This is a genomic window from Actinocorallia longicatena (assembly GCF_039534125.1).
Lineage (GTDB): Bacteria > Actinomycetota > Actinomycetes > Streptosporangiales > Streptosporangiaceae > Actinocorallia > Actinocorallia longicatena.
The window spans coordinates 51,365-75,627 of the sequence record NZ_BAAAUV010000027.1 but is presented as its reverse complement, the minus strand read 5'-3'; the positions used below and the strand labels follow the sequence as shown (position 1 = coordinate 75,627).

29 protein-coding genes are annotated in these 24,263 nt (G+C 70.7%); 10 read left to right on the top strand and 19 right to left on the bottom strand.

The features are described 5' to 3' along the window. Positions 1–82: 82 nt before the first annotated feature. The 6 genes from ABD785_RS34230 to ABD785_RS34205 form a co-directional block, all read right to left on the bottom strand. Positions 83–397 carry a cytidine deaminase gene (locus ABD785_RS34230; RefSeq protein WP_344836813.1) on the bottom strand — a complete coding sequence of 105 codons (315 nt, stop codon included), beginning with the start codon at positions 395–397 and terminating at the stop codon, positions 83–85. Then, positions 394–1,059 (bottom strand): hypothetical protein, encoded by a 666-nt coding sequence (locus tag ABD785_RS34225; RefSeq protein ID WP_344836810.1) that lies wholly within the window; start codon positions 1,057–1,059, stop codon positions 394–396. Before ABD785_RS34225 ends, ABD785_RS34230 begins: the two co-directional genes overlap by 4 nt. A gap of 58 nt (positions 1,060–1,117) precedes the next feature. After that, positions 1,118–2,386, bottom strand: coding sequence for a hemolysin family protein (locus tag ABD785_RS34220; protein WP_425547859.1), 1,269 nt, complete (start codon positions 2,384–2,386; stop codon positions 1,118–1,120). Then, complete coding sequence (ybeY, locus tag ABD785_RS34215) at positions 2,383–2,850, bottom strand: rRNA maturation RNase YbeY (RefSeq protein ID WP_344836805.1); 468 nt, start codon at positions 2,848–2,850, stop codon at positions 2,383–2,385. The genes ABD785_RS34220 and ybeY overlap by 4 nt, the downstream gene beginning before the upstream one ends. After that, complete coding sequence (locus ABD785_RS34210) at positions 2,847–3,866, bottom strand: PhoH family protein (protein WP_344836803.1); 1,020 nt, start codon at positions 3,864–3,866, stop codon at positions 2,847–2,849. The genes ybeY and ABD785_RS34210 overlap by 4 nt, the downstream gene beginning before the upstream one ends. A 109-nt stretch (positions 3,867–3,975) precedes the next feature. Then, on the bottom strand, positions 3,976–4,344 hold the full coding sequence (locus tag ABD785_RS34205) for a histidine triad nucleotide-binding protein (protein ID WP_344836800.1): 369 nt from the start codon (positions 4,342–4,344) through the stop codon (positions 3,976–3,978). Positions 4,345–4,490: 146 nt separating this feature from the next. Here ABD785_RS34205 and ABD785_RS34200 point away from each other — a divergent pair, with 146 nt between their 5' ends. Then, complete coding sequence (locus tag ABD785_RS34200) at positions 4,491–5,024, top strand: SigE family RNA polymerase sigma factor (protein ID WP_344836857.1); 534 nt, start codon at positions 4,491–4,493, stop codon at positions 5,022–5,024. Then, positions 5,021–5,743, top strand: coding sequence for a hypothetical protein (locus ABD785_RS34195; protein ID WP_344836798.1), 723 nt, complete (start codon positions 5,021–5,023; stop codon positions 5,741–5,743). The genes ABD785_RS34200 and ABD785_RS34195 overlap by 4 nt, the downstream gene beginning before the upstream one ends. Positions 5,744–5,749: 6 nt before the next feature. Here ABD785_RS34195 and ABD785_RS34190 read toward each other — a convergent pair whose 3' ends face one another. Next, positions 5,750–6,481, bottom strand: a complete 732-nt coding sequence (locus ABD785_RS34190) for a 16S rRNA (uracil(1498)-N(3))-methyltransferase (protein WP_344836795.1) — start codon at positions 6,479–6,481, stop codon at positions 5,750–5,752. Positions 6,482–6,624: 143 nt separating this feature from the next. Here ABD785_RS34190 and ABD785_RS34185 point away from each other — a divergent pair, with 143 nt between their 5' ends. Next, entirely contained in the window at positions 6,625–7,032 is a 408-nt protein-coding gene (locus ABD785_RS34185; protein WP_344836792.1) for a VOC family protein, read from the top strand. A 5-nt stretch (positions 7,033–7,037) separates the two neighbouring features. Here the strand turns inward: ABD785_RS34185 and ABD785_RS34180 are convergent, their stop codons facing one another. The 3 genes from ABD785_RS34180 to hrcA all read right to left on the bottom strand — a co-directional run bounded on the left by ABD785_RS34180 (position 7,038) and on the right by hrcA (position 10,416). After that, positions 7,038–8,063 (bottom strand): alpha/beta hydrolase, encoded by a 1,026-nt coding sequence (locus ABD785_RS34180; protein ID WP_344836789.1) that lies wholly within the window; start codon positions 8,061–8,063, stop codon positions 7,038–7,040. A gap of 209 nt (positions 8,064–8,272) precedes the next feature. Next, positions 8,273–9,409 (bottom strand): molecular chaperone DnaJ, encoded by a 1,137-nt coding sequence (dnaJ, locus tag ABD785_RS34175; protein WP_344836854.1) that lies wholly within the window; start codon positions 9,407–9,409, stop codon positions 8,273–8,275. Beyond that, the gene (gene hrcA / locus ABD785_RS34170; protein WP_344836788.1) at positions 9,403–10,416 is read right to left on the bottom strand and encodes a heat-inducible transcriptional repressor HrcA; all 1,014 of its coding nucleotides are present in this window, start codon (positions 10,414–10,416) and stop codon (positions 9,403–9,405) included. Before hrcA ends, dnaJ begins: the two co-directional genes overlap by 7 nt. Positions 10,417–10,522: 106 nt before the next feature. On the opposite strand from hrcA, the gene ABD785_RS34165 reads away from it, so the two are divergent. The 3 genes from ABD785_RS34165 to ABD785_RS34155 all read left to right on the top strand — a co-directional run bounded on the left by ABD785_RS34165 (position 10,523) and on the right by ABD785_RS34155 (position 12,640). Then, positions 10,523–11,320: an MBL fold metallo-hydrolase gene (locus tag ABD785_RS34165; RefSeq protein ID WP_344836785.1), complete on the top strand. Its 798-nt coding sequence runs from the start codon at positions 10,523–10,525 to the stop codon at positions 11,318–11,320. Between the two features lie 79 nt (positions 11,321–11,399). Further along, positions 11,400–12,212, top strand: coding sequence for a DUF3097 domain-containing protein (locus ABD785_RS34160; protein ID WP_344836782.1), 813 nt, complete (start codon positions 11,400–11,402; stop codon positions 12,210–12,212). A 5-nt stretch (positions 12,213–12,217) separates the two neighbouring features. After that, entirely contained in the window at positions 12,218–12,640 is a 423-nt protein-coding gene (locus tag ABD785_RS34155) for a DUF4870 domain-containing protein (RefSeq protein ID WP_344836779.1), read from the top strand. On the opposite strand, the gene hemW is transcribed toward ABD785_RS34155, so the two are convergent. Together hemW and ABD785_RS34145 are read right to left on the bottom strand one after the other, a co-directional pair. After that, complete coding sequence (gene hemW, locus ABD785_RS34150) at positions 12,633–13,829, bottom strand: radical SAM family heme chaperone HemW (protein ID WP_344836776.1); 1,197 nt, start codon at positions 13,827–13,829, stop codon at positions 12,633–12,635. The genes ABD785_RS34155 and hemW overlap by 8 nt on opposite strands. A gap of 38 nt (positions 13,830–13,867) precedes the next feature. After that, positions 13,868–14,596 carry a DUF6193 family natural product biosynthesis protein gene (locus ABD785_RS34145; RefSeq protein ID WP_344836773.1) on the bottom strand — a complete coding sequence of 243 codons (729 nt, stop codon included), beginning with the start codon at positions 14,594–14,596 and terminating at the stop codon, positions 13,868–13,870. A 90-nt stretch (positions 14,597–14,686) separates the two neighbouring features. Between ABD785_RS34145 and ABD785_RS34140 the strand changes: the two genes are divergently transcribed. After that, on the top strand, positions 14,687–15,403 hold the full coding sequence (locus tag ABD785_RS34140) for a phosphotransferase family protein (RefSeq protein ID WP_344836771.1): 717 nt from the start codon (positions 14,687–14,689) through the stop codon (positions 15,401–15,403). Between the two features lie 60 nt (positions 15,404–15,463). Continuing rightward, entirely contained in the window at positions 15,464–16,954 is a 1,491-nt protein-coding gene (locus ABD785_RS34135; protein WP_344836768.1) for an FAD-dependent oxidoreductase, read from the top strand. Here the strand turns inward: ABD785_RS34135 and ABD785_RS34130 are convergent. From ABD785_RS34130 to lepA, 7 genes are all read right to left on the bottom strand, one after another. Continuing rightward, positions 16,861–17,805: a TIGR03086 family metal-binding protein gene (locus ABD785_RS34130; RefSeq protein WP_344836765.1), complete on the bottom strand. Its 945-nt coding sequence runs from the start codon at positions 17,803–17,805 to the stop codon at positions 16,861–16,863. The genes ABD785_RS34135 and ABD785_RS34130 overlap by 94 nt on opposite strands. A 73-nt stretch (positions 17,806–17,878) precedes the next feature. Beyond that, on the bottom strand, positions 17,879–18,652 hold the full coding sequence (locus ABD785_RS34125; RefSeq protein WP_344836762.1) for a Uma2 family endonuclease: 774 nt from the start codon (positions 18,650–18,652) through the stop codon (positions 17,879–17,881). Positions 18,653–18,720: 68 nt separating this feature from the next. Beyond that, entirely contained in the window at positions 18,721–19,176 is a 456-nt protein-coding gene (locus ABD785_RS34120; RefSeq protein WP_344836759.1) for a GNAT family N-acetyltransferase, read from the bottom strand. A gap of 47 nt (positions 19,177–19,223) precedes the next feature. Continuing rightward, positions 19,224–20,051, bottom strand: coding sequence for an MBL fold metallo-hydrolase (locus tag ABD785_RS34115; protein WP_344836756.1), 828 nt, complete (start codon positions 20,049–20,051; stop codon positions 19,224–19,226). A 91-nt stretch (positions 20,052–20,142) separates the two neighbouring features. Beyond that, positions 20,143–20,415, bottom strand: coding sequence for a hexameric tyrosine-coordinated heme protein (locus ABD785_RS34110; RefSeq protein WP_344836754.1), 273 nt, complete (start codon positions 20,413–20,415; stop codon positions 20,143–20,145). Between the two features lie 42 nt (positions 20,416–20,457). Further along, a complete protein-coding gene (locus tag ABD785_RS34105) occupies positions 20,458–20,967 on the bottom strand; it encodes a DUF4870 domain-containing protein (protein ID WP_344836752.1) in 510 nt (169 codons plus the stop codon). A gap of 12 nt (positions 20,968–20,979) precedes the next feature. Further along, a complete protein-coding gene (gene lepA, locus ABD785_RS34100; protein WP_344836749.1) occupies positions 20,980–22,836 on the bottom strand; it encodes a translation elongation factor 4 in 1,857 nt (618 codons plus the stop codon). A 188-nt stretch (positions 22,837–23,024) separates the two neighbouring features. Between lepA and rpsT the strand changes: the two genes are divergently transcribed. Further along, entirely contained in the window at positions 23,025–23,291 is a 267-nt protein-coding gene (gene rpsT / locus ABD785_RS34095) for a 30S ribosomal protein S20 (RefSeq protein WP_344836746.1), read from the top strand. Between the two features lie 95 nt (positions 23,292–23,386). Next, a complete protein-coding gene (locus tag ABD785_RS34090; protein WP_344836743.1) occupies positions 23,387–23,926 on the top strand; it encodes an RNA 2'-phosphotransferase in 540 nt (179 codons plus the stop codon). Positions 23,927–24,263: the final 337 nt, after the last annotated feature.

The following is a 24,263-nucleotide window of genomic DNA, read 5'->3' as shown; positions in this document are numbered from 1 at the left end:
GCGCGCACGCCCCGCCGCGGGATGCGGCGGGGCGTGCGGTCAGGCGTGCGGTGGGGCGTCCGGTCCGGTCAGGACGAACGGTTCACAGCGTGGTGCGGATCGTCCCGTCCGGCGCGGCCAGCAGGACCGGGGCCGCGGGGCCGAGGTCGCGGGCGGCGCTGATGTCCGGTGACTCGTCCGCGGTGACGATGACGGCCGCCTCGAGGTCCCCCGCGCCGCTGGAGACCGCGGCGGCGACGGCGGCCTGGAGTGCCGTGAGCTTCAGCGACGGAAGGTCGACGGTGGTGGCCACATAGGTGCGGCCGGTCTCGTCGCGGACGGCCGCGCCCTCCGCCGAGCCGTTGCGGGCTCTGGAGGAGCGGGCCAGGGTGATGAGCTTGGAGTCCTCGGGGTTCACGGGTTCAGCTTATGGGCTCGCGCCAGCTTCACCGCTGCCGCCCTGGCCGCCCTGACCGTGACGCTCGGCGCCCGCTTGCGGGTGATGCCGGGCGCGGCCAGGATGATGAGGTCGTCGCGCGAACGCGCCATCACGATCTCGTAGGAGATCAGGTAGTTCCGGCTGGCGGGCTGTGTGAACCGGACGGCGTAGGTGTCGGTGTCCGGCCAGCCGCGCGGCGCGATGTCGGCGCGGTGCAGCGCCATGGCCGTGCCCCCGATCTCGGCCCGCAGGACCGGGCAGCGCGCGCCGACCGTCCTGGCGGACCTTACGAACTCCCTGGCCCGCACGGAGCCCATGTGGACGATCTGCTGGCTGATCGTGGCGCCCGGCGCCGTCTGGTAGAACGCCGCCGTCACCTTCGGCACGTCGCGGAGACCGTACCCGTCGGCCAGGGCGAGCAGCCGCCTGCAGCTCGGATCTCGTGGCACGACCCCGCGGAAGGCCGCTTGGGCCTGCGCGGGAAGAAAGCCCTCCGGCATGTCCTGTTGGGACAGGACGGCAGCGGTCAGACTGGCCGAAGACCATTCCTTCTTGGTCGGTGCCGCGACCTGCGACCCGCACCCGGCGACCGCCATGACCGCCCCTGTGGCGAGTACGGCTCCGCGAACAATGCGCCTCATGGGATATCCCCCCGAATCCTCCCGATGGCGAAAGTGATCATTCCCGGGGGGAAGTTGATCAATCCTCCGGCACGAAGTGATCTTGATCGACGCGCTCCACCAGCACCGTCCCGATCCGGTTGCGCCGTCCCGCCAGGCTCTCGGCGGTCAGCCGCAGCCCCGCCACCTCGGCCTGTGACCCGGCGATCGCGACCCGGCCCAGCGCGTAGGCCAGCAGCCCGCCGACGGTCTCGACGTCCTCGGCCTCGATCTCGGTGCCCGTCAGCTCCGCGAGCTCCTCCACCGGCATCCGCGCCGTCACCCGCAGCACCCCGCCCGGGAGCTGCTCGACCCGCGGCGCCTCGTTGTCGTACTCGTCGGCGATCTCACCGACGATCTCCTCGAGGATGTCCTCGATGGTGATCAGCCCGGCGGTGCCGCCGTACTCGTCGATGACGATGGCCACATGGGTCTGCCGGGCCTGCATCTCGCGGAGCAGGTCGTCGATCGGCTTGGAGTCCGGCACGTAGGTCGCGGGCCGCATGACGGTGCCGACCGGCTCCCCGCTGTCGCCGGGCGACTCGTGGATGCGCCGGGTGATGTCCTTCATGTAGGCGATGCCGACCACGTCGTCCTCGTTCTCACCGATCACCGGGATCCGCGAGAACCCGCTGCGCAGCAGCAGCGACATGGCCTGGCGCAGCGTCTTGCCGCGCTCGATCAGCACGATGTCCGTGCGCGGCACCATCACCTCGCGCACGAGCGTGTCGCCCAGCTCGAACACCGAGTGGATCATCTCGCGCTCGTCCGGCTCGATCATCTTGCGCTGCTCGGCCAGGTCGACCAGGTCGCGCAGCTCGGCCTCGTTGGCGAACGGGCCGTCGCGGAACCCCTTGCCGGGCGTCAGGGCGTTGCCGAGCAGGATCAGCAGCTGCGGCAGCGGCCCGAGCACCCTGGCGATCGGATGGATGATCGCCGCTCCGACGAGGGCGACCTTGTCGGCGTGCTGGATCGCCAGGGTGCGCGGCGCGACCCCGATCGCGATGTAGCTCACCAGGATCATGATCACGGCGGCGGCCGTGTAGGCCCGCCAGGTCTCGTCCAGCCACCCGATGCACAGATCCGCGACGATCACCGTCGCGGACAGCTCGCAGCTCGTGCGCAGCAGAAGCAGCAGGTTGACGTACCGCGCCGGATCGGCGACGACCGCGTTGAGGCTCTTGGAGTCGAGCTCGGCGACCCTGATCCGGGAGACCCGGGCCAGCGCCGTCTCGAAACAGGCGAACAGTCCCGCGAGGACCACCAGCAGAACCGCGATGGCGATCATCCACAGCTGGGTGGTGTTCAGCGCGACTCCCGCCACGATTCCAGCAGCTTGCCCTGGAGGCCGAACATCTCGGCGTGCTCCTCGGGCTCCGCGTGGTCATAGCCCAGCAGATGCAGGATGCCGTGCGTGCACAGCAGCTCCAGCTCGTCCTGGGTGGAGTGGCCCGCCGCCTTGCCCTGCCGCTCGGCGACCACCGGGCAGAGCACGACGTCGCCGAGCAGGCCCGGGTCGGTCACCCCGTCCTCGGAGCCGCCCGACAGATGCCCCGGACGCAGCTCGTCCATGGGGAAGGCCAGCACGTCGGTCGCCTTGTCCTCGCCCATCCACTTCAGGTTGAGCTCGTGCATGGCCGTCTCGTCGACCAGCAGCAGCGACAGCTCCGCCATCGGATGGATCTGCATCCCGTCCAGCACGTGCCGCGCCAGCCGGACCAGCGTCTCCTCGTCCGCCTCTGCCCCGGACTCGTTCAAAACCTCGATGCTCATCGTCGTCCCCGCTCGCGCCTGCCCTGCCGTTGGTCGGGGGGCTGTTCGGCGTCGAAGCGATCGTAGGCGTCGACGATGTCCGTGACGAGCTTGTGGCGCACGACATCCGTGCTGCTCAACCGGCAGAAGTAGATGTCGGGCACACCCTCGAGGATGTCCTGGACGACCGCGAGCCCGCTCCTGGTGCCCGAGGGCAGGTCGACCTGGCTCGTGTCGCCCGTGACGACGATCTTCGAGCCGAAGCCGAGCCTGGTCAGGAACATCTTCATCTGCTCGGGCGAGGTGTTCTGCGCCTCGTCCAGGATGATGAAGGAGTCATTGAGTGATCTACCACGCATGTACGCCAGGGGGGCGACCTCGATGGTCCCCGAGCTCATGAGCTGGGGGATCGTGGCGGGGTCGACCATGTCGTGGAGGGCGTCGTAGAGCGGGCGCAGGTAGGGGTCGATCTTCTCGAAGAGGGTGCCGGGCAGGAAGCCGAGGCGTTCGCCCGCCTCGACGGCCGGCCGGGTCAGGATGATCCGGCTGACCTTCTTCTCCTGGAGCGCCTTCACCGCCTTGGCCATCGCCAGGTAGGTCTTGCCCGTGCCCGCGGGGCCCAGGCCGAACACGATGGTGTGCGTGTCGATGGAGTCGACGTAGCGCTTCTGGTTGACGGTCTTCGGGCGGATGGTCCGGCCGCGCGAGGACAGGATGTCGTGGCTGAGCACCTCGGCGGGCCTGCCCGAGTGCCGCAGCATCGCCACGCTGCGCTCGACCGACTCCGGGGTCAGGGTGGCGCCCTTCCCGAGCAGGGCGACCAGCTCGGTGAAGAGCTTGGCGACCAGCTCCGGTTCGGTGCCGCCGGTCACGGTGATCTCGTTGCCCCGGACATGGATGTCGCTGTTGAAGGCGCTCTCGACCACGGCGAGGAGTTCGTCGCGGGAGCCGAGCAGGGCCACCATGGACTGCTCGTCGGGAACCACGATCCGGATCTGGCCGCGGCCGTTGGCGCTGCGATTGGTTGATTCGGTCATCTGCAGGCCGTCAGCCGGCCATCTGCCCCTCTGATCTGCGTTTCTGCCTCTAATGCTCATGTTACCGAGTAAGGCGGACACTATGCCTAAGGGTTTTATTCCGTCCGCTTTATCCGGGGGGCCAGTTCAGCCCGCGCCCGCCCAGCACATGGGCGTGGACGTGGAACACGGTCTGGCCGGCGTTCGAGCCGGTGTTGAACACGACCCGGTAGCCCGTCCCGTCCACGCCCTCGGCCTTCGCCACCTCGGCGGCCTCGGCGGCGACGGCGGCCAGCACGACCGGGTCCGCGCTCAGTTCCCCGAGATCGGCGTAGTGCGTCCTGGGGATCACCAGGACGTGCACCGGCGCCTGCGGATTGATGTCCCGGAACGCCACAGTGTGCTCGCCCTCTCGGACGATCTTGGCGGGGATGTCCCCGCTGGAAATCTTGCAGAACAAGCAGTCCACGATGCCTCCAGAGCCGGATCTCCGCCGCATGTTACCGACAGGTGATACGGGACTTGCACCGCGCGACCGGGCTTTGTCTGGTTAAGGTGGCTTCGCAGCGCGCACCCCCGGCAGCGAGGCTTAGACGACGCATGGGTTTCCGTAAACCGGACGACGAGGTCGAGCGTCCCACTGAGGTGACCGAGACCCTCGTGGCACCAACGACCCTCGCGGTGGCGTGGGACGCCGACCAGGCGGTGACGGCGCTCTACAGCGCCAACTACCGCTCCCTGGTCCGGCTCGCCGCGCTCCTCGTGCGGGACGTCGCCACGGCCGAGGAGGTCGTGCAGGACTCCTTCGTGGCGATGCACGGCGCCTGGCGCAGGCTCCGCGACCCCGAGAAGGCACTGTCCTACCTGCGTCAGTCGGTGGTGAACCGGGCGCGATCGGTGCTGAGGCACCGCGCCGTGGTCGAGAAGTACGCCCCGAAGGGGCTCCCCGACGCCCAGAGCGCGGAGCACGGCGCGATCGTGGAGCTGGAACGCACCGCGGTGGTCAAGGCACTCGGCGGGCTTCCGCAGCGTCAGCGCGAGGCGCTGGTCCTGCGGTACTACGCCGACCTGTCCGAAGCCGAGATCGCCGGGGCCATGGGCATCAGCCGTGGCGCGGTGAAGAGTCATACGGCGCGCGGCATGGCCGCGCTCCGCAACAGCCTGGAGTCGATCTCATGACCAGTCGCGACCCCTACGGCCGCGATCCCCTCGGTGAGGTCCTGAGGGGGGCGTTGCACGCCGAGGCGGACCGGGTCATGCCCTCTCCCGACGCCCTGAGCCTGATCCGCGAGCGGACCGCCCGAGGCGGCAGGGGTCTCGCGTGGACCTGGCTGACGGGGGGCTGGAAGGGCCCTTTGCTCGCGTCGGTCGCCGCCCTCGGGATGGCGACCGTGGCGCTGTCCGCGACGCCGGCGGCGATCGACCGTTTCACCAACGCCGGTCAGCAGTCCAAGGAACGCGAGGCCCAGCAGCGCAAGACGGCTCCGCTCTCGACGAACGAGGACGGCGTCGTCGTCGGCCCCGACGGCCTTCCGGTGCCGTCCTCCCTGCTGAGGGTGATGTGCGTGCCGATCGACCCGGCGTCGCGGCGTCCGGGGCCCGTGAAGACCACCCGCACGGCGTCCCCGCAGACCGTGCCGAGCCCGGGTCCGAGCCCGTCGGCCTGCCCTCCGTCGACCACGCCCTCGGCGCTGCCGGTGCCCCCGCAGCCGCCGCCCGTGACGATCACCCCGTCGACGACCCCGCAGCCGACGCAGACGGCCGCGCCGACCCCGACCGTGGTGACGCCGACGACGCCACCGACGCCGACCGCCCAGCCCACGGAGGTCCCGACGGCTCCTGAGGAGCCCTCCCCAACGCCGACCGCCACCCCGACACCGGCCGCGCTGACCCCCTGACGACCGCTACCAGCGTCCCGTCCTGGCCATGAGGACGGACGCGGCGGCCACTCCCGCCGTCGAGGTCCGCAGGACGCTGGGCCCCAGCCGCACGGCCTCCGCCCCCGCTCCGGTGAAGGCCGCCAGTTCCTCCGGTGAGATCCCGCCCTCGGGCCCCACCACCAGGACGATCTCCGCGGCGTCACCGAGCGCGGCCCGGCTGAGCGGCTCCACGGCGTCCTCGTGCAGCACGAACGCCCGTCCGGCCGCCGCGAGCCGCGCGGTGACCTGACGGGTCGACTCCAGGTCGGCCACCTCGGGCAGCCAGGTGCGCCGCGACTGCTTCCCCGCCTCCCGGGCGGCGTTGCGCCAGCGGGAGAGCGCCTTGTCCTTGCGGTCGGCCTTCCACTGGGTGATCGACCGGCTCGCCGACCAGGGCACGATCACGTCCACTCCGGCCTCGGTCATCACCTCGACGGCGAGTTCGCCGCGCTCCCCCTTGGGCAGCGCCTGGACGACCACGATCCGCGGCGCCGGGGCCTCCTCGACGCTCCGCTCGAGGACCTCGACCTCCAGCGCCGCCTTCAGCACCTCGACGACCTCGCACCGGGCGCTGCTCCCGGCCCCGTCGGCCAGCACGACGCCCTCCCCCACCCGCATCCGCCGGACGGTCGCGGCATGCCTGCCCTCGGGCCCGTCCAGCAGCACGCGGTCATTTCTCAGGGCGGCCGTCTCGACCAGGAAAACAGGAGCGCTCACCCTTTCATCCTCCCATCCCGCCCGGTAAGGACGTGATCAGCGGCTGGAAATATCCATGCCCACCGCTTTGGCGGTTTTTGGGATCCCTTGGCGGGGCCGCTGTAACGATGGAGGCCTCTGCTGGAAGAACATGAGGAGGGGCCATGGCCTCGAGGCTCAACCCGTACATCAGTTTTCCGGACGGCACCGCCCGGGCGGCGCTGGAGTTCTACGAGAAGGTCCTCGGCGGCGAGCTGACGCTCCACACCTTCGGTGAGTACGGCACGGAGGGCGACGGCGCCGCCGGGATCATGCACGGCGCGCTCGTCACCGCCGAGGGCTACACGATCATGGGCGCGGACATCCCGCCCGGCATGCCGGTGACCGTCGGGAACAATGTCGCCGTCAGCCTCAGCGGTGACGACGCCGAGCTCCTGCGGGCCTACTACGCGGGCCTGTCGGAGGGCGGGACGGTGACCGTCCCGCTGGCCGTGCAGATGTGGGGCGACGAGTTCGGCGCCTTCACCGACCGCTTCGGCATCTCCTGGATGGTCAACATCGCGTCGTCCTGAGGCGGTCAGCTCCCGGCCGGAGCCTCCACTCCCAGGGCGTCCATCATCAGGGGCCAGGCCTTGTCGAGCTCCGGCCGCCAGTACCGCCAGTTGTGCCAGCCGCCGACGTACAGGTTGGTCGTGGCGGGGATGCCGAGCTTCTTCAGCCGGGCCACGAAGTCCGTCGCGGTGATGCCCACCAGGAACTCCCCGACGGCCCCCGCGACGTTCCCGTTGGGGTTCACGGGATCGGGGTCGTAGGGCCCGGGCAGGCCGGTGGTGCCGCTGGAGATGTAGAGCCCGGTCCCCCGCAGCCTCTCCGCCAGCTCGTAGGGGTCGTGGGCCTTCCAGTTCGCGTCGTGGACGCCGGGGATCCCCCAGGTGCGGAAGGGGTCGTCGCCGAAGCCCAGGCCCTGGAGCATGAGCATCGAGGGCAGGCCCGGCTTGGTCAGCCGCAGGACCCCGCTGAAGGAGACGGCGTAGGCGAACATCCCGCGGTGGCGCGCGGCGTAGGTGATGGCGCCCTGCCCGCCGGAGGAGACGCCCAGGGCCGCCCGCCTGGTCCCGGCCCGGTAGTTGCGCTCCAGGAGCTGGAGCACCTCCTCGGTGTGGAAGGTCTCCCAGCGCGGGGTGCCGCCCTTGCCGTAGTTGTACCAGTCGGTGTAGCCGCCGTGGGTCCCGCCGGAGGGCAGGGCGACGATCACGTCCCACTTCGCGGCCAGCGACGCGAGCTGCGAGCCCCTGACCCACGACAGGTAGTCGTCGTTGCCGCCCTGGTAGGCGTAGACGACGGGCCAGGTCCGCCCGGCCGTCCTCGACCATCCCGCGGGCAGCATGACCCGCGTCTTCTCCTGGCCGCCCACGGCAGGGGTCCGGATGGTCAGGTCGACCGTCCGGGGGTCGATCCAGGTCTCCTCGGCCACGGCGGCTCCGTCGTCGGCGGCCACCGGGCCGGCCGCGCGGGCCGCCGGTGCGGTCACCGCCCCCGAGGCCACCGTCCCCGCGACCATCGTCGAGATCGCCAGCAGCCAGCTCGTTCCGGCCCTTCGCATGCGCGCCCCTTTTCCGCTCCGCCCCGAACGGTTGAGAAACTACGCCCCTCGCAGTTCTCCCGCCTATGTACGGAACGGCTACGCCATGGGCGCCCGCCTATAGCGAATTCATAAAAAACGACACATCCCGGTATCTGTAAATTTACAGATACCGGGATGTGTCAATTCGGCTCGCCGTAGCCCTCACGGAAGGCTTCGGGAACGTCTCTTCAATTGTGGAAGGCGTCCCGGAGACGGCTGAAGAATCCCTGCTGCCCGGGGGCGAACTTGCCGGGCGGGCGCTCCTCGCCGCGCAGGACGGACAGCTGCCGGAGCAGCTCCTCCTGCTCGGGGTCGAGACGGGTGGGCGTCTCGATGTTCACGTGGATCATCAGGTCGCCGCGGCCGCTGGCGTTGAGGTGCTGGGCGCCCCTGCCGTAGAGCGGGATGACCTGGCCCGACTGGGTGCCGGGACGGATGTCGACGTCCTCGGCTCCGTCGAGGGTCTCGATGGTGACCGTGGTGCCGAGGGCGGCGGCCGTCATCGGGATCTGAACGGTGCAGTGCAGGTCGTCGCCGTCCCGCTCGAAGATCGCGTGGGGCCGTTCGACGATCTCCAGGAACAGGTCGCCGGCGGGGCCGCCGCCGGGGCCGACCTCGCCCTCGCCCGCGAGCTGGATGTGGGTGCCGTGCTCGACGCCCGCCGGGATCTTGACCTTGATGGTGCGCTGGGTCCTGACCCGGCCGTCGCCCGAGCACTCGTGGCAGGGCGTGCGGATGACCGAGCCGTAACCGCCGCACTGGGGGCAGGGGCGCGAGGTCATGACCTGACCGAGGAAGGACCGCTGGACCTGCTGGATCTCGCCGCGCCCGTGACACATGTCGCACTGGTCGGGGTGCGTGCCGGGGGCCGCGCCGGTGCCGGTGCAGGCGTTGCAGACCGCGGCGGTGTCGATGGTCAGCTCACGGGTCGTGCCGAACGCCGTCTCCTGCAGGTCGAGTTCGACGCGCAGGGTGGCGTTGCGGCCGCGCCTGGCCCGGCTGCGCGGGCCGCGGGAGGTCGCGTTGCCGAAGAAGGCGTCCATGATGTCGCTGAACGGGAAGCCCGCCCCGCCGAAGCCGCCCGGTGCCCCGCCCCCGCCGCCCGAGGCGAACGGGTCGGCGCCGAGGTCGTACATCTCCTTCTTCTTGGGATCGGAGAGGACCTCGTAGGCCTGGGTGACCTCCTTGAACTTCTCCTGCGACGCGGCGTCGGGATTGACGTCGGGGTGAAGTTCACGGGCCAGCCGGCGGTAGGCCTTCTTGATCTCGTCAGGAGTCGCGTTCCTGCTCACCCCGAGGGTGGCGTAGTAGTCGCGCACTACGATCCCGCCAGAATCTGACCGACGTAACGTGCCACAGCGCGTACCGCTCCCATCGTTCCGGGGTAGTCCATTCGGGTGGGGCCTAGCACCCCGAGCCGGGCCAGGGCGAGCCCGTCGGCACCGTATCCGGTGGCGACGACGGAGGTGGACCGGAGCCCCTCCATCTGGTTCTCCGTGCCGATGCGGACCATCAGCGAGGCGGGATCGCCCGTCTCGCCCAACAACCGCATCAGCACGACTTGTTCCTCCAGCGCCTCCAGGACGTCCCGGAGGGACTGCGAGAAGTCCACGTGGGCGAGGTTGGCCGCGCCCGCGAAGACGATCTTCTCTTCGTGCCGTTCGACCAGGGTCTCGAGCAGGACCGAGAGCACCGCCACGGCGACGGCCCGGTCCTCCTCGACCACCCGGTCGGGGAGGTCGACCACCGCGAGGGGCACCTCGGCGAGCGCCTGCCCGTCGAGAAGCCCATTCAGAATGGTACGTATCTGGGCGACCGAATCGTCCGTCACGTCCGTGGCGGTCTCGATCACCCGCTGCTCGACCCTGCCCGTGTTGGTGATCAGCACGAGCAGCAGCCGCCGCGCGGCGACGGGCACGAGCTCGATGTGCCGCACCGACGACCGGGTCAGCGACGGGTACTGCACGACGGCCACCTGCCGGGTCAGCTGGGCGAGCAGCCGCACCGTCCGGTTGACGACGTCGTCGAGATCATAGGCCCCGCCGAGGAAGGTCTCGATCGCGCGGCGCTCCGCCGACGACAGCGGCTTGATCGTCGAAAGCTTGTCGACGAACAGCCGGTACCCCTTGTCGGTGGGGATCCGGCCCGCGCTGGTGTGGGGCTGGGTGATGTACCCCTGCTCCTCCAGCACGGCCATGTCGTTGCGGACCGTCGCCGGGGAGACGCCGAGGGCGTGCCGCTCCGCCAGGGCCTTGGAGCCCACCGGCTCGTTGGTGGACACGTAGTCCTCGACGATGGCACGCAGAATCGACAGCTTGCGATCATCCAGCAACGCGCTCACCTCCTGCCCGGTCGCCGCCTGTGCTCTGGCACTCCCAGTGTATGAGTGCCAAGTGTACGGTCACCCCACCGAAGCCGATGTGCGAGAGTCTTTGTCCATGTCCTGGGAAGAGGTGGGAGACCGCTGCTACCGCCGCCGGTACGCGGACTTCGACGTGAACGTCGGCGTGATCATCGGACGGCACGGGGCCGTCCTCGTCGACACGCTGGCGTCGCTGCCCCTGGGGCGCGCGCTCCATGACGATCTGCGCGAGCTCGGCTGCGGGGAGCCCGTCGCGGTGATCAACACCCATGGTCACTTCGATCACTGTTTCGGCAACGGAGCCTTCACCGGCCTCTTCTGGGGACACGAGCAACTGCCCGAGTATCTCAGCCGGGAGGCCCGGGTGACCATGGCCGTGGAGTATCCGGACTGGGCCGCCTCGGTGGAGGGGACCGCCGTCCCCGCGCCCACGCAGCTCGTCGGCGGCGACGCCATGATCGATCTCGGTGACCGGCTGGTCGAGCTGCACCATCTCGGCCGGGGGCACACCGATCACGACCTCGTCGTCTACGTCCCCGACTCGGGCGTGCTGTTCGCCGGTGACCTCGTGGAGCAGGCGGGACCGCCCGCCTACGGCTCCGACAGCTTCCCCCTCGACTGGCCGATCACCCTGACCCGGCTGCTGGAGCTGCGCCCCGAGGCGATCGTCCCGGGCCACGGCGACGTCGTCGACCGGGCCTTCGCCAGGGACCAGCGCGACGCCGTGGCCGCCGTCGCCCACGCCATCCGCGAGTCCCACGACGCGGGCCTCGACCCGATCAAGGCCCTGACGGCCGGAGACTGGCCCTACGACCCGATCACCCTGCTCCAGGCCGTCCAGCGGGGCTACGCCCACCTCACTCCTCCGGAGTAGTCCGAGGGTCTGAGGACCGTGGCCCCGACGCCATCCGCGAGGCGATGCGGGGAGGCGCCCGGCTTTGTAGGGTCGAGACGTGGACTACGGACAGGACGTTCTGGCGGGTGAGTGGCGGCTGCCCAGGAAGGGCACCATCCCGGATGTCGAGGCCGAGCGCGACCTCGTCGTGGAGGACCCCGACAGCGGGTTCTGCGGGGCGGTCGTGGCCTGCGGCAAGGACGAGGTCACCCTGGAGGACCGGTTCGGCAAGCGGCGGGTCTTCCCGCTGGCCAAGGCCGGGTTCCTGATCGACGGCAGGCCGGTGACCCTGGTGCGGCCGGTGCCGAGGCTCTCCGGGCGGCAGGTGCGGTCGGCGTCGGGATCGATCGCGGTCCGCGACCACAAGGCCAGGGTGGCCCTGGAGTCGAGGATCTACGTCGAGGGCGTCCACGACGCGGAGCTCGTCGAGAAGATCTGGGGCCACGACCTGCGGGTCGAGGGCGTCGCCGTCGAGTTCCTCGAGGGCATCGACGACCTTCCGAAGATCGTCGAGGAGTTCGAACCGGGCCCCGGACGCCGTCTCGGCGTGCTGGTCGACCATCTCGTGCCGGGCTCGAAGGAGTCCCGGATCGCCGCTCAGATCAGCTCGCCGCACGTGCTCATCGCCGGGCACCCCTACATCGACATCTGGGCGGCGGTGAAGCCGCAGGCCGTCGGGATCAAGGCATGGCCGCAGGTCCCACGCGGCTTCGACTGGAAGGAGGGGGTGTGCTCCCGGCTGGGCTGGCCCGGCGACACCAGGGCCGCCTGGAAGCGCATCCTCGGCGGCGTGAAGAGTTGGGCCGATCTGGAACCTGAGCTGCTCGGCCGCGTCGAAGAACTGATCGATTTCGTCACCGTCAAGGAGTGACCAGCGTGTACCCCCGCCAACAGCACCCGCGTCCGCAGCCGACTCCGACCGTCCGCATGCCGCAGGGTTTCGCGGCCGGCGCGTACGGCGACCAGACCACCCCCGACGAGCGTCAGTGGGCGCTCACCGCCTACATCGGACAGTTCCTGTTCTGGGCGCTCCCGCCGCTGTACATCTACCTCACCAAGCGGCGCCGCTCGACCTTCGCCGCCCACCACGCCCGTCAGGCGCTGAACCTGGCGCTGAGCTCCGGGATCGTCTTCGGCGTCTCGGTGCTGGTCAGCACCCAGATCGGCACGAAGGCCCTGTACTACGGGTTCGGCTGGGTGATCTTCTCGATGGCGATCGTCGTGTTCAGCGCGACGCGCGCCAACCAGGGCCGGTGGCACCGCATCCCGGTGATCTTCGCCTGGCCGCTCGTCAAGTGAGGTCGCGGACCACGGCGTCGGCGAGGAGCCGTCCGCGCAGGGTGAGCACGGCCCTGTCCCCGACGCGCTCCAGCAGGCCCTGGTCCACCTGCTCCTGGACGCCGCGGGCGTCCAGGAGCTCCAGCGGGCAGCCCTCGCGCAGCCGGATCTCCAGCAGGACCCGCTCGACCTTCCTGGTCCCGGGGTCGAGGATCTCCCGCGCGTGCGCCGGGGTGATGTCCTGGTGCAGCCGCTGGGCGTAGGCGGCCGGGTGCTTCACGTTCCACCAGCGCGTCCCGCCGACGTGGCTGTGCGCTCCCGGACCCGCTCCCCACCAGTCGGCGCCGCGCCAGTACAGGACGTTGTGGCGGCACTCTCCGCCGGGCAGCGCCCAGTTGGACAGCTCGTACCACTCCATGCCCGCCCGGCCCAGCAGCTCGTCGGCCATGAGATACCGGTCGGCCATCGCGTCGTCGTCGGGCTCGTCGAGCTCTCCCCGCTTGACCTGGGCGGCCAGCTTGGTGCCCTCCTCGACGATCAGCGCGTAGGCCGAGACGTGGTCGGGCCCGGCCGCGAGCGCGCTCTCCAGCGACGCGCGCCAGTCGTCGTCGCTCTCCCCCGGCGTGCCGTAGATCAGGTCCAGGTTGACATGGTCGAACCCGGCCTCCCGCGCCTCCCGGACGACCACGGGCACCTTCGCGGGCGTGTGGGTGCGGTCCAGGGCCTTCAGGACGTGGTCCCTGGCGCTCTGCATGCCGTAGGAGATCCGGGTGAAGCCGCCGGCCCGCAGGCCGTCCAGGTAGGCCCGGTCGACGGTCTCGGGGTTGGCCTCGGTCGTCACCTCGGCCCCCGCGGCCAGCCCGAACTCCTCCCGGACGGCCTGGAGCACCCGGCCGAGATCACCGGGCGGCAGCAGGGTCGGGGTCCCGCCGCCCACGAAGACGGTCTCCACGGGAAGATCCACGTCGCCGAGCACCCGCCGGGCCAGCCGCACCTCACCGATCAGGGTGTCGGCGTAGGAGTCCCGGGACGCCCCCGGCCCGAGCTCGGCGGCGGTGTAGGTGTTGAAGTCGCAGTATCCGCAGCGCGTCACGCAGAACGGGACGTGCAGGTAGAAGCCGAACGGCCGCTCCCCCAGCCCCTCCAGCGCGGTGCGCGGCAGCGAGCCGTCGGCGGGTACGGGATCACCTTCAGGCAGGACGGACGGCATCCCCCCAGTCTGCCCGACCCCGGCGGCGTCCCCGACCGTCAGTCCAGGTCGTCGGCGGTGCCCAGGACGGCGGGGGCGCAGTCGGCGGGCAGGACCGCGGTGACCAGCGCCACGGCCTCCTCCGGGCCGTCGGCGGAGCCGAGGAGCCGGTCGCCGTCCCAGACGAGGTAGCCCCGCTCCTGCGGGTGGATCGCCGGCAGGTCGTGGGTGAAGGGGTAGCCGACGCAGCGGCTGAAGTGCAGGGACAGATGGCTGGTCCAGGGCCGCAGCTTGCGGAGCCGCGGATCGGCGTGGGCGGCCTCGACGAGGGGCCTGATCGGCTCGGCCCACCGGGCCGCGCGCAGTTCCCGCCAGTGCAGGGCGACGGCCAGCGCCGGGTCGGCCCGGTCGACGGCGGCGGCGATCTCGTCGGAGTCCGCGCACGGCCAGCCGTTCGTCAGCTCCCGCAGGGTCGCCCCCGAGCTGCGGGCCCCGGCGAGCTCGACGACCGTCAGCAGGTCGGGGGTGGTCCCGCCGAGCAGCCGGACGCCGCGCCACCACAGGTCGAAGATGAACCAGCGTTCCTCGGCCGCGAGATGCACGAAGAAGCGGCCCCAGCCCAGATCGACGTCGGCGGCGCCGTCCTCGCGCGCCACCGCGCGCAGGTCCCTGAAACCGGCGGACCGGAAGGCGGCCGTCAGCGCCTCGGCCAGGCCGCCTGCGGCGATGATCTCCGGGTACAGCCGGGCGAAGATCTCGGAAGCTGAGGTATCGGCTCCACGCGTCATCGGCCCATCCTCCCCCACCTCGCGACCCGTCGCGACGAACGGCCCGCCGGACCTCTGGGCCCGGAGGCCCCGGAGTCCTAGGCTCTGGGCGTGCCCCATGATCTGATCTTCCAGGCGGACGAGGCGACCAAGACCTACCGGTCGACCGTGCACGACGAGGCCCGGCGGGAATGGCGTGCGCTGACCCTGCTGGCCCGGCACGCGCCGGGGCTGGCCCCGCGGCCGGTCCGGGCCCGGCTGGACGCCGTCCCGCCGATGATCGTCATGTCGCGGCTGCCGGGCGTGCCGCTCGGCCCGGAGCTCCTGCGCTCCCATCCGCGGCTGCTGCCCCTGCTCGCGGAGGCCGTCCACCGGCTGCACGACTGCCTGCCCGAGGCGGCGCTCGCCCGGCTGCCGCGGCGCGCCGGGCACGCCGCCGCGATGCTCGAGGTCGTCAGGGCCCTGCACCTCACCGCCGAGCCCGGCGCCGCCGTGGACGCCTGCGGGGAGTGGCTGGGCGGCGCGGAGTTCGGCGCGTCCGGCGATCCGGTCCTGGGCACCGGCGACGGGAACCTCGCGAACTTCCTGTGGGACGGGACCGCGGTGCGGGTGATCGACTTCGAGTACGCGGGCCGCAGCGACCGGGCCTTCGAGCTGGCCGAGGTGATCGAGCACCTGTCGGCCGACGACCCCGACGCGCTGGCGGCGGCGCTCGGCGACGTGCCGGGACTGCTGGAGGCGCGGCGGCTCATGGCGTCCTACTGGTTCCTGCGGGCGGGCGGCCGGGAGCGGGCTCAGCGGGTGCTGCGGCTGATGACAGCGGGGTGACAGCGGGCTCTCAGGGCCTCCGCGCAGGATCGGCGGCAGGACGAGAGAGAGGACACCGGCATGGCGGACACGCGGGTCGTGGTGATCGGGGCCGGGGCGACGGGGCTGACGCTGGCCGTCGACCTGGCCCGGCGGGGCGTCGAGGTAGTGATCTTCGAGAAGGGCGCGGAGCCGTTCGCCGGCTCCCGGGGCAAGGGCCTCCAGCCCCGGACGCTCGAGGTCTTCGACGACCTCGGGGTGGTGGAGGCGATCAGCGCGATCGCCCGGCCCTATCCGGAGGTCGACGTCTACGACGGCGAGAACAAGATCGCCGAACATGTCATGAGCGAGGTCCGTGAGGCGACCGAGGACGTGCCTCATCCGAACCTGCTGATGCTGCCCCAGTGGAAGACCGAGGAGATCCTGCGCGAGCGGCTCGCCGGGCTGGGCGTCCGGGTCTCCTTCGGCCGGGAGGTGACGGGCTTCGAGCAGGACGAGGACGGGGTGACCGTCGCGCTGGCCGACGGCGAGACGGTCCGGGCGTCCTACCTGGTCGGCGCGGACGGCGGCCGGAGCCTCGTCCGCAAGAGCCTGGGCATCGGGTTCGAGGGCGACACCTTCGAGACCGAGCGGATGATCGTCGGGGACGTCCGGGCGGCCGGGCTCGGCCGCGACCGCACCCGGGTCTGGGTGAGGGACGGCGCGATGGCGCTGGCGATGTTCCCGCTGCCCGGGACCGACCACTTCCAGTTCATGGCGCCGCTGGCCGCCGACGATCCGCCCTTCCTGACCGACTCCGCGTTCGACCACCTCGTCGGCCGCGTCACCTCGGGCGTCACCCTGAAGGAGATCGTCTGGCGGTCGCTGTACCGGGTCAACATCCGGATGGCCGCGCGGTTCCGGTCCGGCCGGGTGTTCCTCGCCGGGGACGCGGCGCACGTCCACTCCCCCGCGGGCGGCCAGGGTCTCAACACCGGGGTGCAGGACGCCTACAACCTCGGCTGGAAGCTCGCCGCGGTGCTGGCGGGGGCTCCGGCCGCCCTGCTGGACACCTACGAGGCCGAGCGGCTGCCGGTGGCGGCGGGCGTCCTGGGGATCAGCACCGCGCTGTACCGCCGGGCCGGCGAGGGCCAGGCGGAGGCGTTCCGGCGGGGCGAGGAGACACAGCAGCTCGGGCTGGCCTATCCGCACAGCCCGCTGTCGGAAGGGCCGGGCTCGGGGCTGCGCGCCCCGAACGTCCGGCTGGCGGACGGCCGGGAGCTGTTCGATCTCCTGCGCGGGCCGCACGCCACCCTGCTGGCCCCCGCGGGCCACCCCTCGCCGCCCGCGGGGATCAAGATCGTCGCCGTGGACGAGCCGCTCAGGAGGGCCTTCGGGATCACCTCAGGTGACGTGCTGCTGATCCGGCCGGACGGCTATGTCGGCTTCCACGGGACCCCCGGCAAGCTGGAGAGCTACCTGCCGGCGCTGCGGACGGCTCAGGGACGCCAGCCGGGGTCGCGGCCGGAGAAGGCGATGAGCCGGTCGAGCGGCGGTGCTCCGGGGTCCGCCGGGACCTCCAGGCCGATGTAGCCGCCCGCTTCAGGGCCGCGCATCTCCGGGCGGATGTTGTCGGTCATGAAGGTGAGGGCGAGTTCGGTCAGCTCGGGGTCGAGGTCGAGCGGCAGGTCCGCGGCCTTGGCGAGGTCCCAGGTGTGGCCGACGAGCTCCGAGCACTGCTGCTTGACCGCCCACAGCGCGTCGATCTCGCCGATGGGGGTCCGCTGGACCTGTTCCAGGGCCTGGGGACGCGCCCAGGCGGCCCGCAGCGAGCGGGCCGCGGCGGCGAAGTCGGCCGGCCAGTCCCCGCTGAGCGGCCCCTCGTGCTCGCGCTGGCCGCCGCTCACCTCGGCGAAACGGCCGACCTCGTCGACGATGTGGCCGACGAGCTGCTCGACGTTCCACTCGGTGCACGGGGTCGGGGAGCCCGCCAGCTTGACCGGGTCGACGGCGGCGATCGTCGCGGCCATCTGGTCGAGGGCCCGGTCGAGCAGCGGGAGGGCGGCGCGGGCGTCGGTGGCCTTGACCAGGTCCGCGGGGTCGAAGATCTGCCGGATCTCCAGGCCCTCGCCTTCGGCGTCCGCCGGGACGGGCAGCCTCAGCGCCCAGGCCAGCGCCTCCTCCTTGGACGTCACATCGATGATCCAGAAGCCGGCGATCAGCTCCTTGGACTCGGTGAACGGCCCGTCGACGACCCGCCCCTTGCCGCCGGTGTAGGCGATGCGGGCCCCCATCGACGACGGGTAGAGCCCTTCGGTGGCGAGCAGGACCCCCGAGCGGTTCAGCTCCGCGTTGAAGTCGTGCATGGCCTGGATGTAGTCGTCATCCGGCAGCGCACCGGTCTCGGACTTCTCGCTGACCCGTCCCATGATGATGAACTTCACGATCGACCTCCGTCTCGTTGTCCGCACTTCTACCCCGGCGTCGGACGGGAGGCCGTGAAATCGACGGGAAGATTCAGGAATCTCCGCCGGAGACATCGATGCGGATCGCGCGGGCCCTGATCTCGGCGGTCGGGTCGGCGGGCAGGACCGTCATCGTTCCCGGGCGTCCCGGCTTCTGGTCGAGCCGCACGACCCGGCCGGGGTAGGCGCGTTCGGCGATCGCGACGTCACGCTCGTCCCAGCGGCCGTAGAACACCGGGACTCCGTCCTGGAGCTCGATCTTCTCCGCGCCGGTCGGCCAGCGGCGGGAGAACGCGTCGACCTCGAAGGGGTCGTCCGCCGTGGGCAGGTCCGGGCCGTTGTCCTGTGCCATTTCCACTCCCTCGATCGGCCCTCGCCAGGGTGGCAGGCCGCGGAACAGCTCGTCCGGCTCAATCTCGATCTTGAACGGTTCGCTGAGCTGGACGGTCTCGCCCCAGCCGAGGACCGCACGCTCGTCGTATCCGTCCACTCCGAGCTCGAAGATGTGCATCGTGACGTCGTAGTCGCCCAGCTCGACCACCCAGTAGCAGGGGATGCCGTGCCGGGCGTAGAGCTCCTTCTTCTCCCCCAGGTCCCGCTCCCTGGACGCCGCCGAGGTGACCTCCACCGCCAGCAGCGGGGCGCCCTCGACGAGGCCGTCCTTGGCCTGGGGCTGGGCGTAGACCATGAGGTCGACCGGGATGAGGGTGCCATCGGCCAGACGGGCCGCGGATCCGGTGGTCGTCTCCATGTCGCCGTACTCGGCGATCATCACGGGGGCTACCAGGTCGGACACGAGGATCTGATGGAGGAGGTCGTGAGCCACGACACACAGTCTTCACCCGGGAACACGGCGTCACCACCGGTTTCGTAGATCCTGAGGACTCAGTTGGATTACAGCGCTTTGCGCATCACGATGCACGGACGGTGACGGTCGACGTCGGGCCTGCGGTCGAACTCGACATAACCGACGGACTCCCAGAAGGCGACCGCGCCCGGGTTGTTCTCCAGCACGGCCAGCTCCACGGCCGTCCGCCCGGCGATCCGGAAGCGTTCCTCGACCGCCGCCGCGACGGCCCTGCCGTAGCCCCTGCCCCGCAGGCGGCCGTCGACGACCAGCAGGCCGATCCACGGGTGGCCGCTGACCGGATGGGCCTTCAGGAGCTCGGCGAAGGCCACGAGACGGCCGCCGGCGTCATGGGCGACCACGGCCTCGCAGCCCTCGGCGACCGGGAAGAGCTCCCCGGCCGAGTCGCCGCTCAGCTCCCAGTAGTCCGGTTGCGAGGCGAAGAGGTCGCCGAGGCCGTCCTCCGAGCCGTCGGCGGCGGTGAGCACGATCAGTGGGTCCACCGCCCCATTGTTCACCCGCCGCTCACCCCGCTGCTCACCCCTCCCGTTCATCCCGAGGCCAGGGCGCGGAACTCCTTCGGGTCGTGGGCGGAGAAGATCGTGACCTCCTTGCCGTGCGCGGCGGCGAGCTCGTGCAGCCGGCGCTGGTTGGCGTGGCGGGCCTTGCCGTCGACCTGGACGACCGTCTGGAACAGCCGCAGACCGGGGGTGCTGTGCGGCTTCACGGGGTCGACCTCGCCGTGGAAGAAGTAGGAGTCGCCCGCGTGCAGCAGCCAGCCGTCGCCGGTGTCGACCGCGACGCCCACGTGCCCGCGCGTGTGCCCGTACAGCGGGATCAGCACGAGCCCGCCGGGCAGTTCGCGGACCGAGGCGAACCCGAACCAGTCGTCACCGCCCGCGGCGAGGTCGTGCAGCCGCCAGTCCGGCCCGTGCGACCACTCCACGGCCCGGTAGCGGGACTTCTCCAGCGCGGTGCCCGGGTTCGTCGCCGCGGCGTGCTCAGGGGCGTGGACGTGCACCTGGGCCTGCGGGAAGTCCGCGAGCCCGCCCGCGTGGTCGAGGTCCAGATGGGTGACGACGATGTGCCGGACCTCGGCGGGATCGAATCCCCTGGCCAGGACCTGGGCGTGCGCGGTCTCCTCGGTCCGCAGCGCGGGACGCGTGCTCGCCGTGAAGCTCCTGCCGAGGATCTCACCGGGCCGCTCCACCGCCGCGCGGCCGATCCCGGTGTCGACCAGGATCAGCCCGTCGGAGCCGGTCTCGATCAGCAGGCAGTGGCAGACCATCTCGCCGCGGGCGAACAGGCCGCCCTCGCCGTTGATCAGCTTCTTCGACCCGGGCCGCATCGTGCCGCAGTTGAGGTGATGCACACGCATGAGCCGCCTCCAGTACACCGTACGAATCCGCCGAATGTAGCCCGTTCCTGTACGGCGTACAAGGTGAACCGCGTCATAGGCGCGGCGGCGCTCAGCCGCGGGTGTCCGGGCGGTAGCCGCGCTTCCAGGCGGGCTCGCGCCAGTAGTGGTTGGCGGCGGCGATCGTCGCGAACTCGATGGCGACCACGTGGGCGGCGTCGATGAGGGCGCCGGGGTCGTCGGCGTACTTGAGGCGGCCCGCCTTCAGGACCTCGGAGTCGGGCTGGACGGCCTTGATCGACTTACGGGCCAGGGTGATGGCCAGTTCCCTGCCCTCCTGCGGAGAGTCGCAGATCAGGGAGTTGCCCGGCACGAGTTCTTCCATGATCGGATACCTGCCGGGCAGGGGCTCACGGGAAACCCAAGGTCAGGTGAACAGGGGATAGGCGATCCACTGCGGGTAGCGGTACCACTCGCCGCGGTTCGCCGCCGTCGCCGCCATGATCAGGAAGACGATCTGGGCGACGAACAGGGCCAGCAGCAGCACGATGCCGACCCCGCAGGTGATGATCGTGACGACCCCGCCGATGGCGCCGTAGACCAGGCCCGTCAGCGTCAGGTTCAGGGCCTGGGCGGCGTTGTGCCGGACGAACGCCGACCGGTCCCTGTACATCAGGTAGATCACCAGCGGGACCACGAAGTTGAAGAACGTGAGCACGCAGATCGCGATCAGCGATCCGAGGTGCGCCAGCATCCCCCAGGTCCGCTCCTCCGACGGGCTCACCGGCGGCCCGCCGAATCCGCCCTGCCGGAAACCGCCCGGCTGATATCCACCTTGGCCGCCGTACGGGTCGAAGCCCGGCCCATGGGGCGGCTGCCCGCCGGGACGTCCGTGCGGGTCCTGGTCTTCGGGCGGGGGCGGCGGGGTCCAGCTCACCGGTGATCCTCGCTACTTCTTGGGCTTGTCCGCGGTGGAGCCGGTGGACAGGGCGGCGACGAAGGCCTCCTGCGGAACCTCGACCCTGCCGATGGTCTTCATCTTCTTCTTGCCCTCCTTCTGCTTCTCGAGCAGCTTGCGCTTGCGGGAGATGTCACCGCCGTAGCACTTGGCGAGGACATCCTTGCGGATCGCGCGGATGTTCTCGCGGGCGATCACCCGGGCGCCGATGGCGGCCTGGATCGGCACCTCGTACTGCTGCCTGGGGATGAGCTCCTTCAGCTTGGTGGTCATCATCAGGCCGTACTCGCGCGCCTTGTCGGCGTGGACGATCTGGCTGAAGGCGTCGACGGACTCGCCCTGGAGCAGGATGTCGACCTTGACGAGCTGCGACTCGAGCTCGTCGTGGGGCTCGTAGTCGAGCGAGGCGTAGCCGCGGGTCCGCGACTTGAGCTGGTCGAAGAAGTCGAAGATGATCTCGCCGAGCGGCAGGGTGTACTTGATCTCCACCCGGTCCTCGGACAGGTAGTCCATGCCGAGCAGGATGCCGCGCCTGCCCTGGCACAGTTCCATGATCGTCCCGATGAACTCGGACGGGGTGAGGACGGTCGCCCGCACCACCGGCTCGAAGACCTTGGAGATCTTGCCCTCGGACGGGTACTCGCTCGGGTTCGTCACGATGTGCTCCGCGCCGCTCTCCATGATCACCCGGTAGATGACGCTGGGGGCGGTGGAGATCAGGGCGAGGCCGAACTCGCGCTCGAGCCGCTCCCGGACGATCTCCATGTGGAGGAGGCCGAGGAAGCCGCAGCGGAAGCCGAAGCCCAGGGCCAGCGAGGTCTCCGGCTCATAGACCAGGGCGGCGTCGTTGAGGCGCAGCTTGTCGAGGGCGTCGCGGAGCTCGGGGTACTGGTCTCCGTCGATCGGGTAGAGGCCGGAGTACACCATCGGCTTCGGGTCCTCGTACCCGCCGAGGTCCTCGGGGGCCGGCTTGGACGCCATCGTGACGGTGTCGCCGACGCGCGCCTGCCGGACGTCCTTCACCCCGGAGATCAGATAGCCGACCTCGCCGACGCCGAGGCTGTCCATCGGGATCGGGTCGGGCGAGATCACGCCGATCTCGAGGGTCTCGTGCGCCGCCCCGGTCGACATCATCAGCGACTTCTCGCGCCGCGTGATCCGGCCGTCGACCACCCGGATGTAGGTGACGACGCCCCGGTAGGTGTCGTAGACCGAGTCGAAGATCAGGGCGCGGGCGGGGGCGTCGGCGTTCCCGACCGGCGCCGGAACCTCCGCGACGACCTTGTCCAGCAGCTCGGCCACGCCGACGCCGGTCTTGCCGGAGACCCGCAGGACCGTCTCGGGGTCGCACCCGATGATCCCCGCGATCTCCTCGGCGACCTTCTCGGGCTGCGCCGCGGGCAGGTCGATCTTGTTCAGCACCGGGATGATGTGGAGGTCGGCCTCGATCGCCATGTACAGGTTGGCGAGCGTCTGCGCCTCGATCCCCTGGGCGGCGTCGACCAGCAGGATCGCGCCCTCGCAGGCGGCCAGGCTTCGCGAGACCTCGTAGGAGAAGTCGACGTGCCCCGGGGTGTCGATCATGTTCAGCACATGGTCTTTCCAGGGCAGCCGCACGGCCTGCGACTTGATCGTGATGCCGCGTTCCCGCTCGATGTCCATCCGGTCCAGGTACTGGGCCCGCATGGAGCGGTCGTCGACGACCCCGGTGAGCTGCAGCATCCGGTCGGCCAGGGTGGATTTCCCGTGGTCGATGTGCGCGATGATGCAGAAATTGCGGATCACCGCGGGGTCGGTGTGTTTCGGTACGGGCGGCACGCGGATCCTTGTTCTCTGCCGGGTTGACATGGAGATCTTCCAACTACCATGGTCCCATGTCCGGGCCGATGCTCCGGTCCCGGTCGGCAATGCTTCCGCGTGTTGGTAAGCTGATTCACTGCGTGTGGGCGCGAGTGTCTCCGTGCCCGCAAGTCCGTACCGGCTGCACGGGCTTCCGCGTCCATCCGTACCTGTCGAATACTTTGAGGCTTTCACACGTGGCGAACATCAAGTCCCAGATCAAGCGGAACAAGCAGAACGAGAAGGCGCGCCTGCGCAACAAGGCGGTCAAGAGCGAGCTGAAGTCCGCCATCCGCAAGTTCCGCGAGGCCGCTGCCGGTACCGACGCCGAGGCGACCACCGCCGCGCTGCGCAACGCGACCCGCAAGCTGGACAAGGCCGTCTCCAAGGGCGTCATCCACAAGAACCAGGCCGCGAACCGCAAGTCCGCGATCGCCAAGCAGGCCGCCCAGGCCGGCAAGTAAGTCATCTGCTTCACCAGCGGGGCCGGGATCTCCTCCCGGCCCCGTTTTTTATTGGGATGCCGCAGGCCGTGGAGCCGATCTACCCTTTCCTCATCATGGATGAGAAGAAAGTGGTGAAGGTCTCCAAGTACCTTTCCAAGCACCTCAGGCACGAACCGGAACGGCTCGGCCTGGTCCTGGACGACGCGGGCTGGGTCCCCGTCGCCGACCTCCTCGCGGCCTGCGGGAGCCGGGGGATGACGATCTCCCTCGACGAGCTCCGCCATGTGGTCGCCACCAACAACAAGCGGCGTTTCTCCTTCTCAGCGGACGGCCTGCTGATCCGCGCCGACCAGGGCCACTCGGTCCCGGTCGACCTGGCGCTGCCCGTCACGGCCCCGCCGCCGCTGCTCTACCACGGCACCGTCGCCGCCGCCCTCCCCGCGATCCGCGCCGAGGGCCTGCGCCCGATGAACCGCCACGACGTCCACCTGTCCCCCGACGTCGAGACGGCCCGCGCGGTCGGCGCCCGCCGCGGCAAGCCCGTCATCCTCGTCATCGACGCCCAACGCATGGCCGACGACGGCCACGAGTTCCGCGTCAGCACCAACGGCGTCTGGCTCACCCCCGAAGTCCCCCCGCCCTACCTCTCCTGAGCCCCTCCCCCGCCGCCGCACCGCACTCCCACCGTCACGACACCCGTCATCACGACGCACGGCACCCGCTGCCGCACGCCCGCACCGCAAACTCACCCACCGCCGCGCCACACGCGAACGCAGCACTCGCCGCGGCGGCCACGCCGCCGTCGCGCCAGACGCATCGCACCACAAACCATCGCGGCACAAACCATCGCGGCACACGCCGCCGCCGCGCCACGCGCCGCCGCGCCACGCGCCGCCGCGCCACACGCCGCCGCGCCATCGCGGCGTTCGCTGGTTCGAGGGCGCATGTTCGGCGTCTACAACGTCTGCTGTCGTGACGGCCGTCGTCCTG

Coding starts and splice junctions, on each gene's coding strand:
- ABD785_RS34225 (WP_344836810.1), bottom strand. CDS start 1,059: ATGAGGCGCATTGTTCGCGGAGCCGTACTCGCCACAGGGGCGGTCATG.
- ybeY (WP_344836805.1), bottom strand. CDS start 2,850: ATGAGCATCGAGGTTTTGAACGAGTCCGGGGCAGAGGCGGACGAGGAG.
- ABD785_RS34210 (WP_344836803.1), bottom strand. CDS start 3,866: ATGACCGAATCAACCAATCGCAGCGCCAACGGCCGCGGCCAGATCCGG.
- ABD785_RS34205 (WP_344836800.1), bottom strand. CDS start 4,344: ATGCGGCGGAGATCCGGCTCTGGAGGCATCGTGGACTGCTTGTTCTGC.
- ABD785_RS34195 (WP_344836798.1), top strand. CDS start 5,021: ATGACCAGTCGCGACCCCTACGGCCGCGATCCCCTCGGTGAGGTCCTG.
- ABD785_RS34185 (WP_344836792.1), top strand. CDS start 6,625: ATGGCCTCGAGGCTCAACCCGTACATCAGTTTTCCGGACGGCACCGCC.
- ABD785_RS34180 (WP_344836789.1), bottom strand. CDS start 8,063: ATGCGAAGGGCCGGAACGAGCTGGCTGCTGGCGATCTCGACGATGGTC.
- ABD785_RS34165 (WP_344836785.1), top strand. CDS start 10,523: ATGTCCTGGGAAGAGGTGGGAGACCGCTGCTACCGCCGCCGGTACGCG.
- hemW (WP_344836776.1), bottom strand. CDS start 13,829: ATGCCGTCCGTCCTGCCTGAAGGTGATCCCGTACCCGCCGACGGCTCG.
- ABD785_RS34145 (WP_344836773.1), bottom strand. CDS start 14,596: ATGACGCGTGGAGCCGATACCTCAGCTTCCGAGATCTTCGCCCGGCTG.
- ABD785_RS34135 (WP_344836768.1), top strand. CDS start 15,464: ATGGCGGACACGCGGGTCGTGGTGATCGGGGCCGGGGCGACGGGGCTG.
- ABD785_RS34115 (WP_344836756.1), bottom strand. CDS start 20,051: ATGCGTGTGCATCACCTCAACTGCGGCACGATGCGGCCCGGGTCGAAG.
- ABD785_RS34110 (WP_344836754.1), bottom strand. CDS start 20,415: ATGGAAGAACTCGTGCCGGGCAACTCCCTGATCTGCGACTCTCCGCAG.
- lepA (WP_344836749.1), bottom strand. CDS start 22,836: ATGTCAACCCGGCAGAGAACAAGGATCCGCGTGCCGCCCGTACCGAAA.
- ABD785_RS34090 (WP_344836743.1), top strand. CDS start 23,387: ATGGATGAGAAGAAAGTGGTGAAGGTCTCCAAGTACCTTTCCAAGCAC.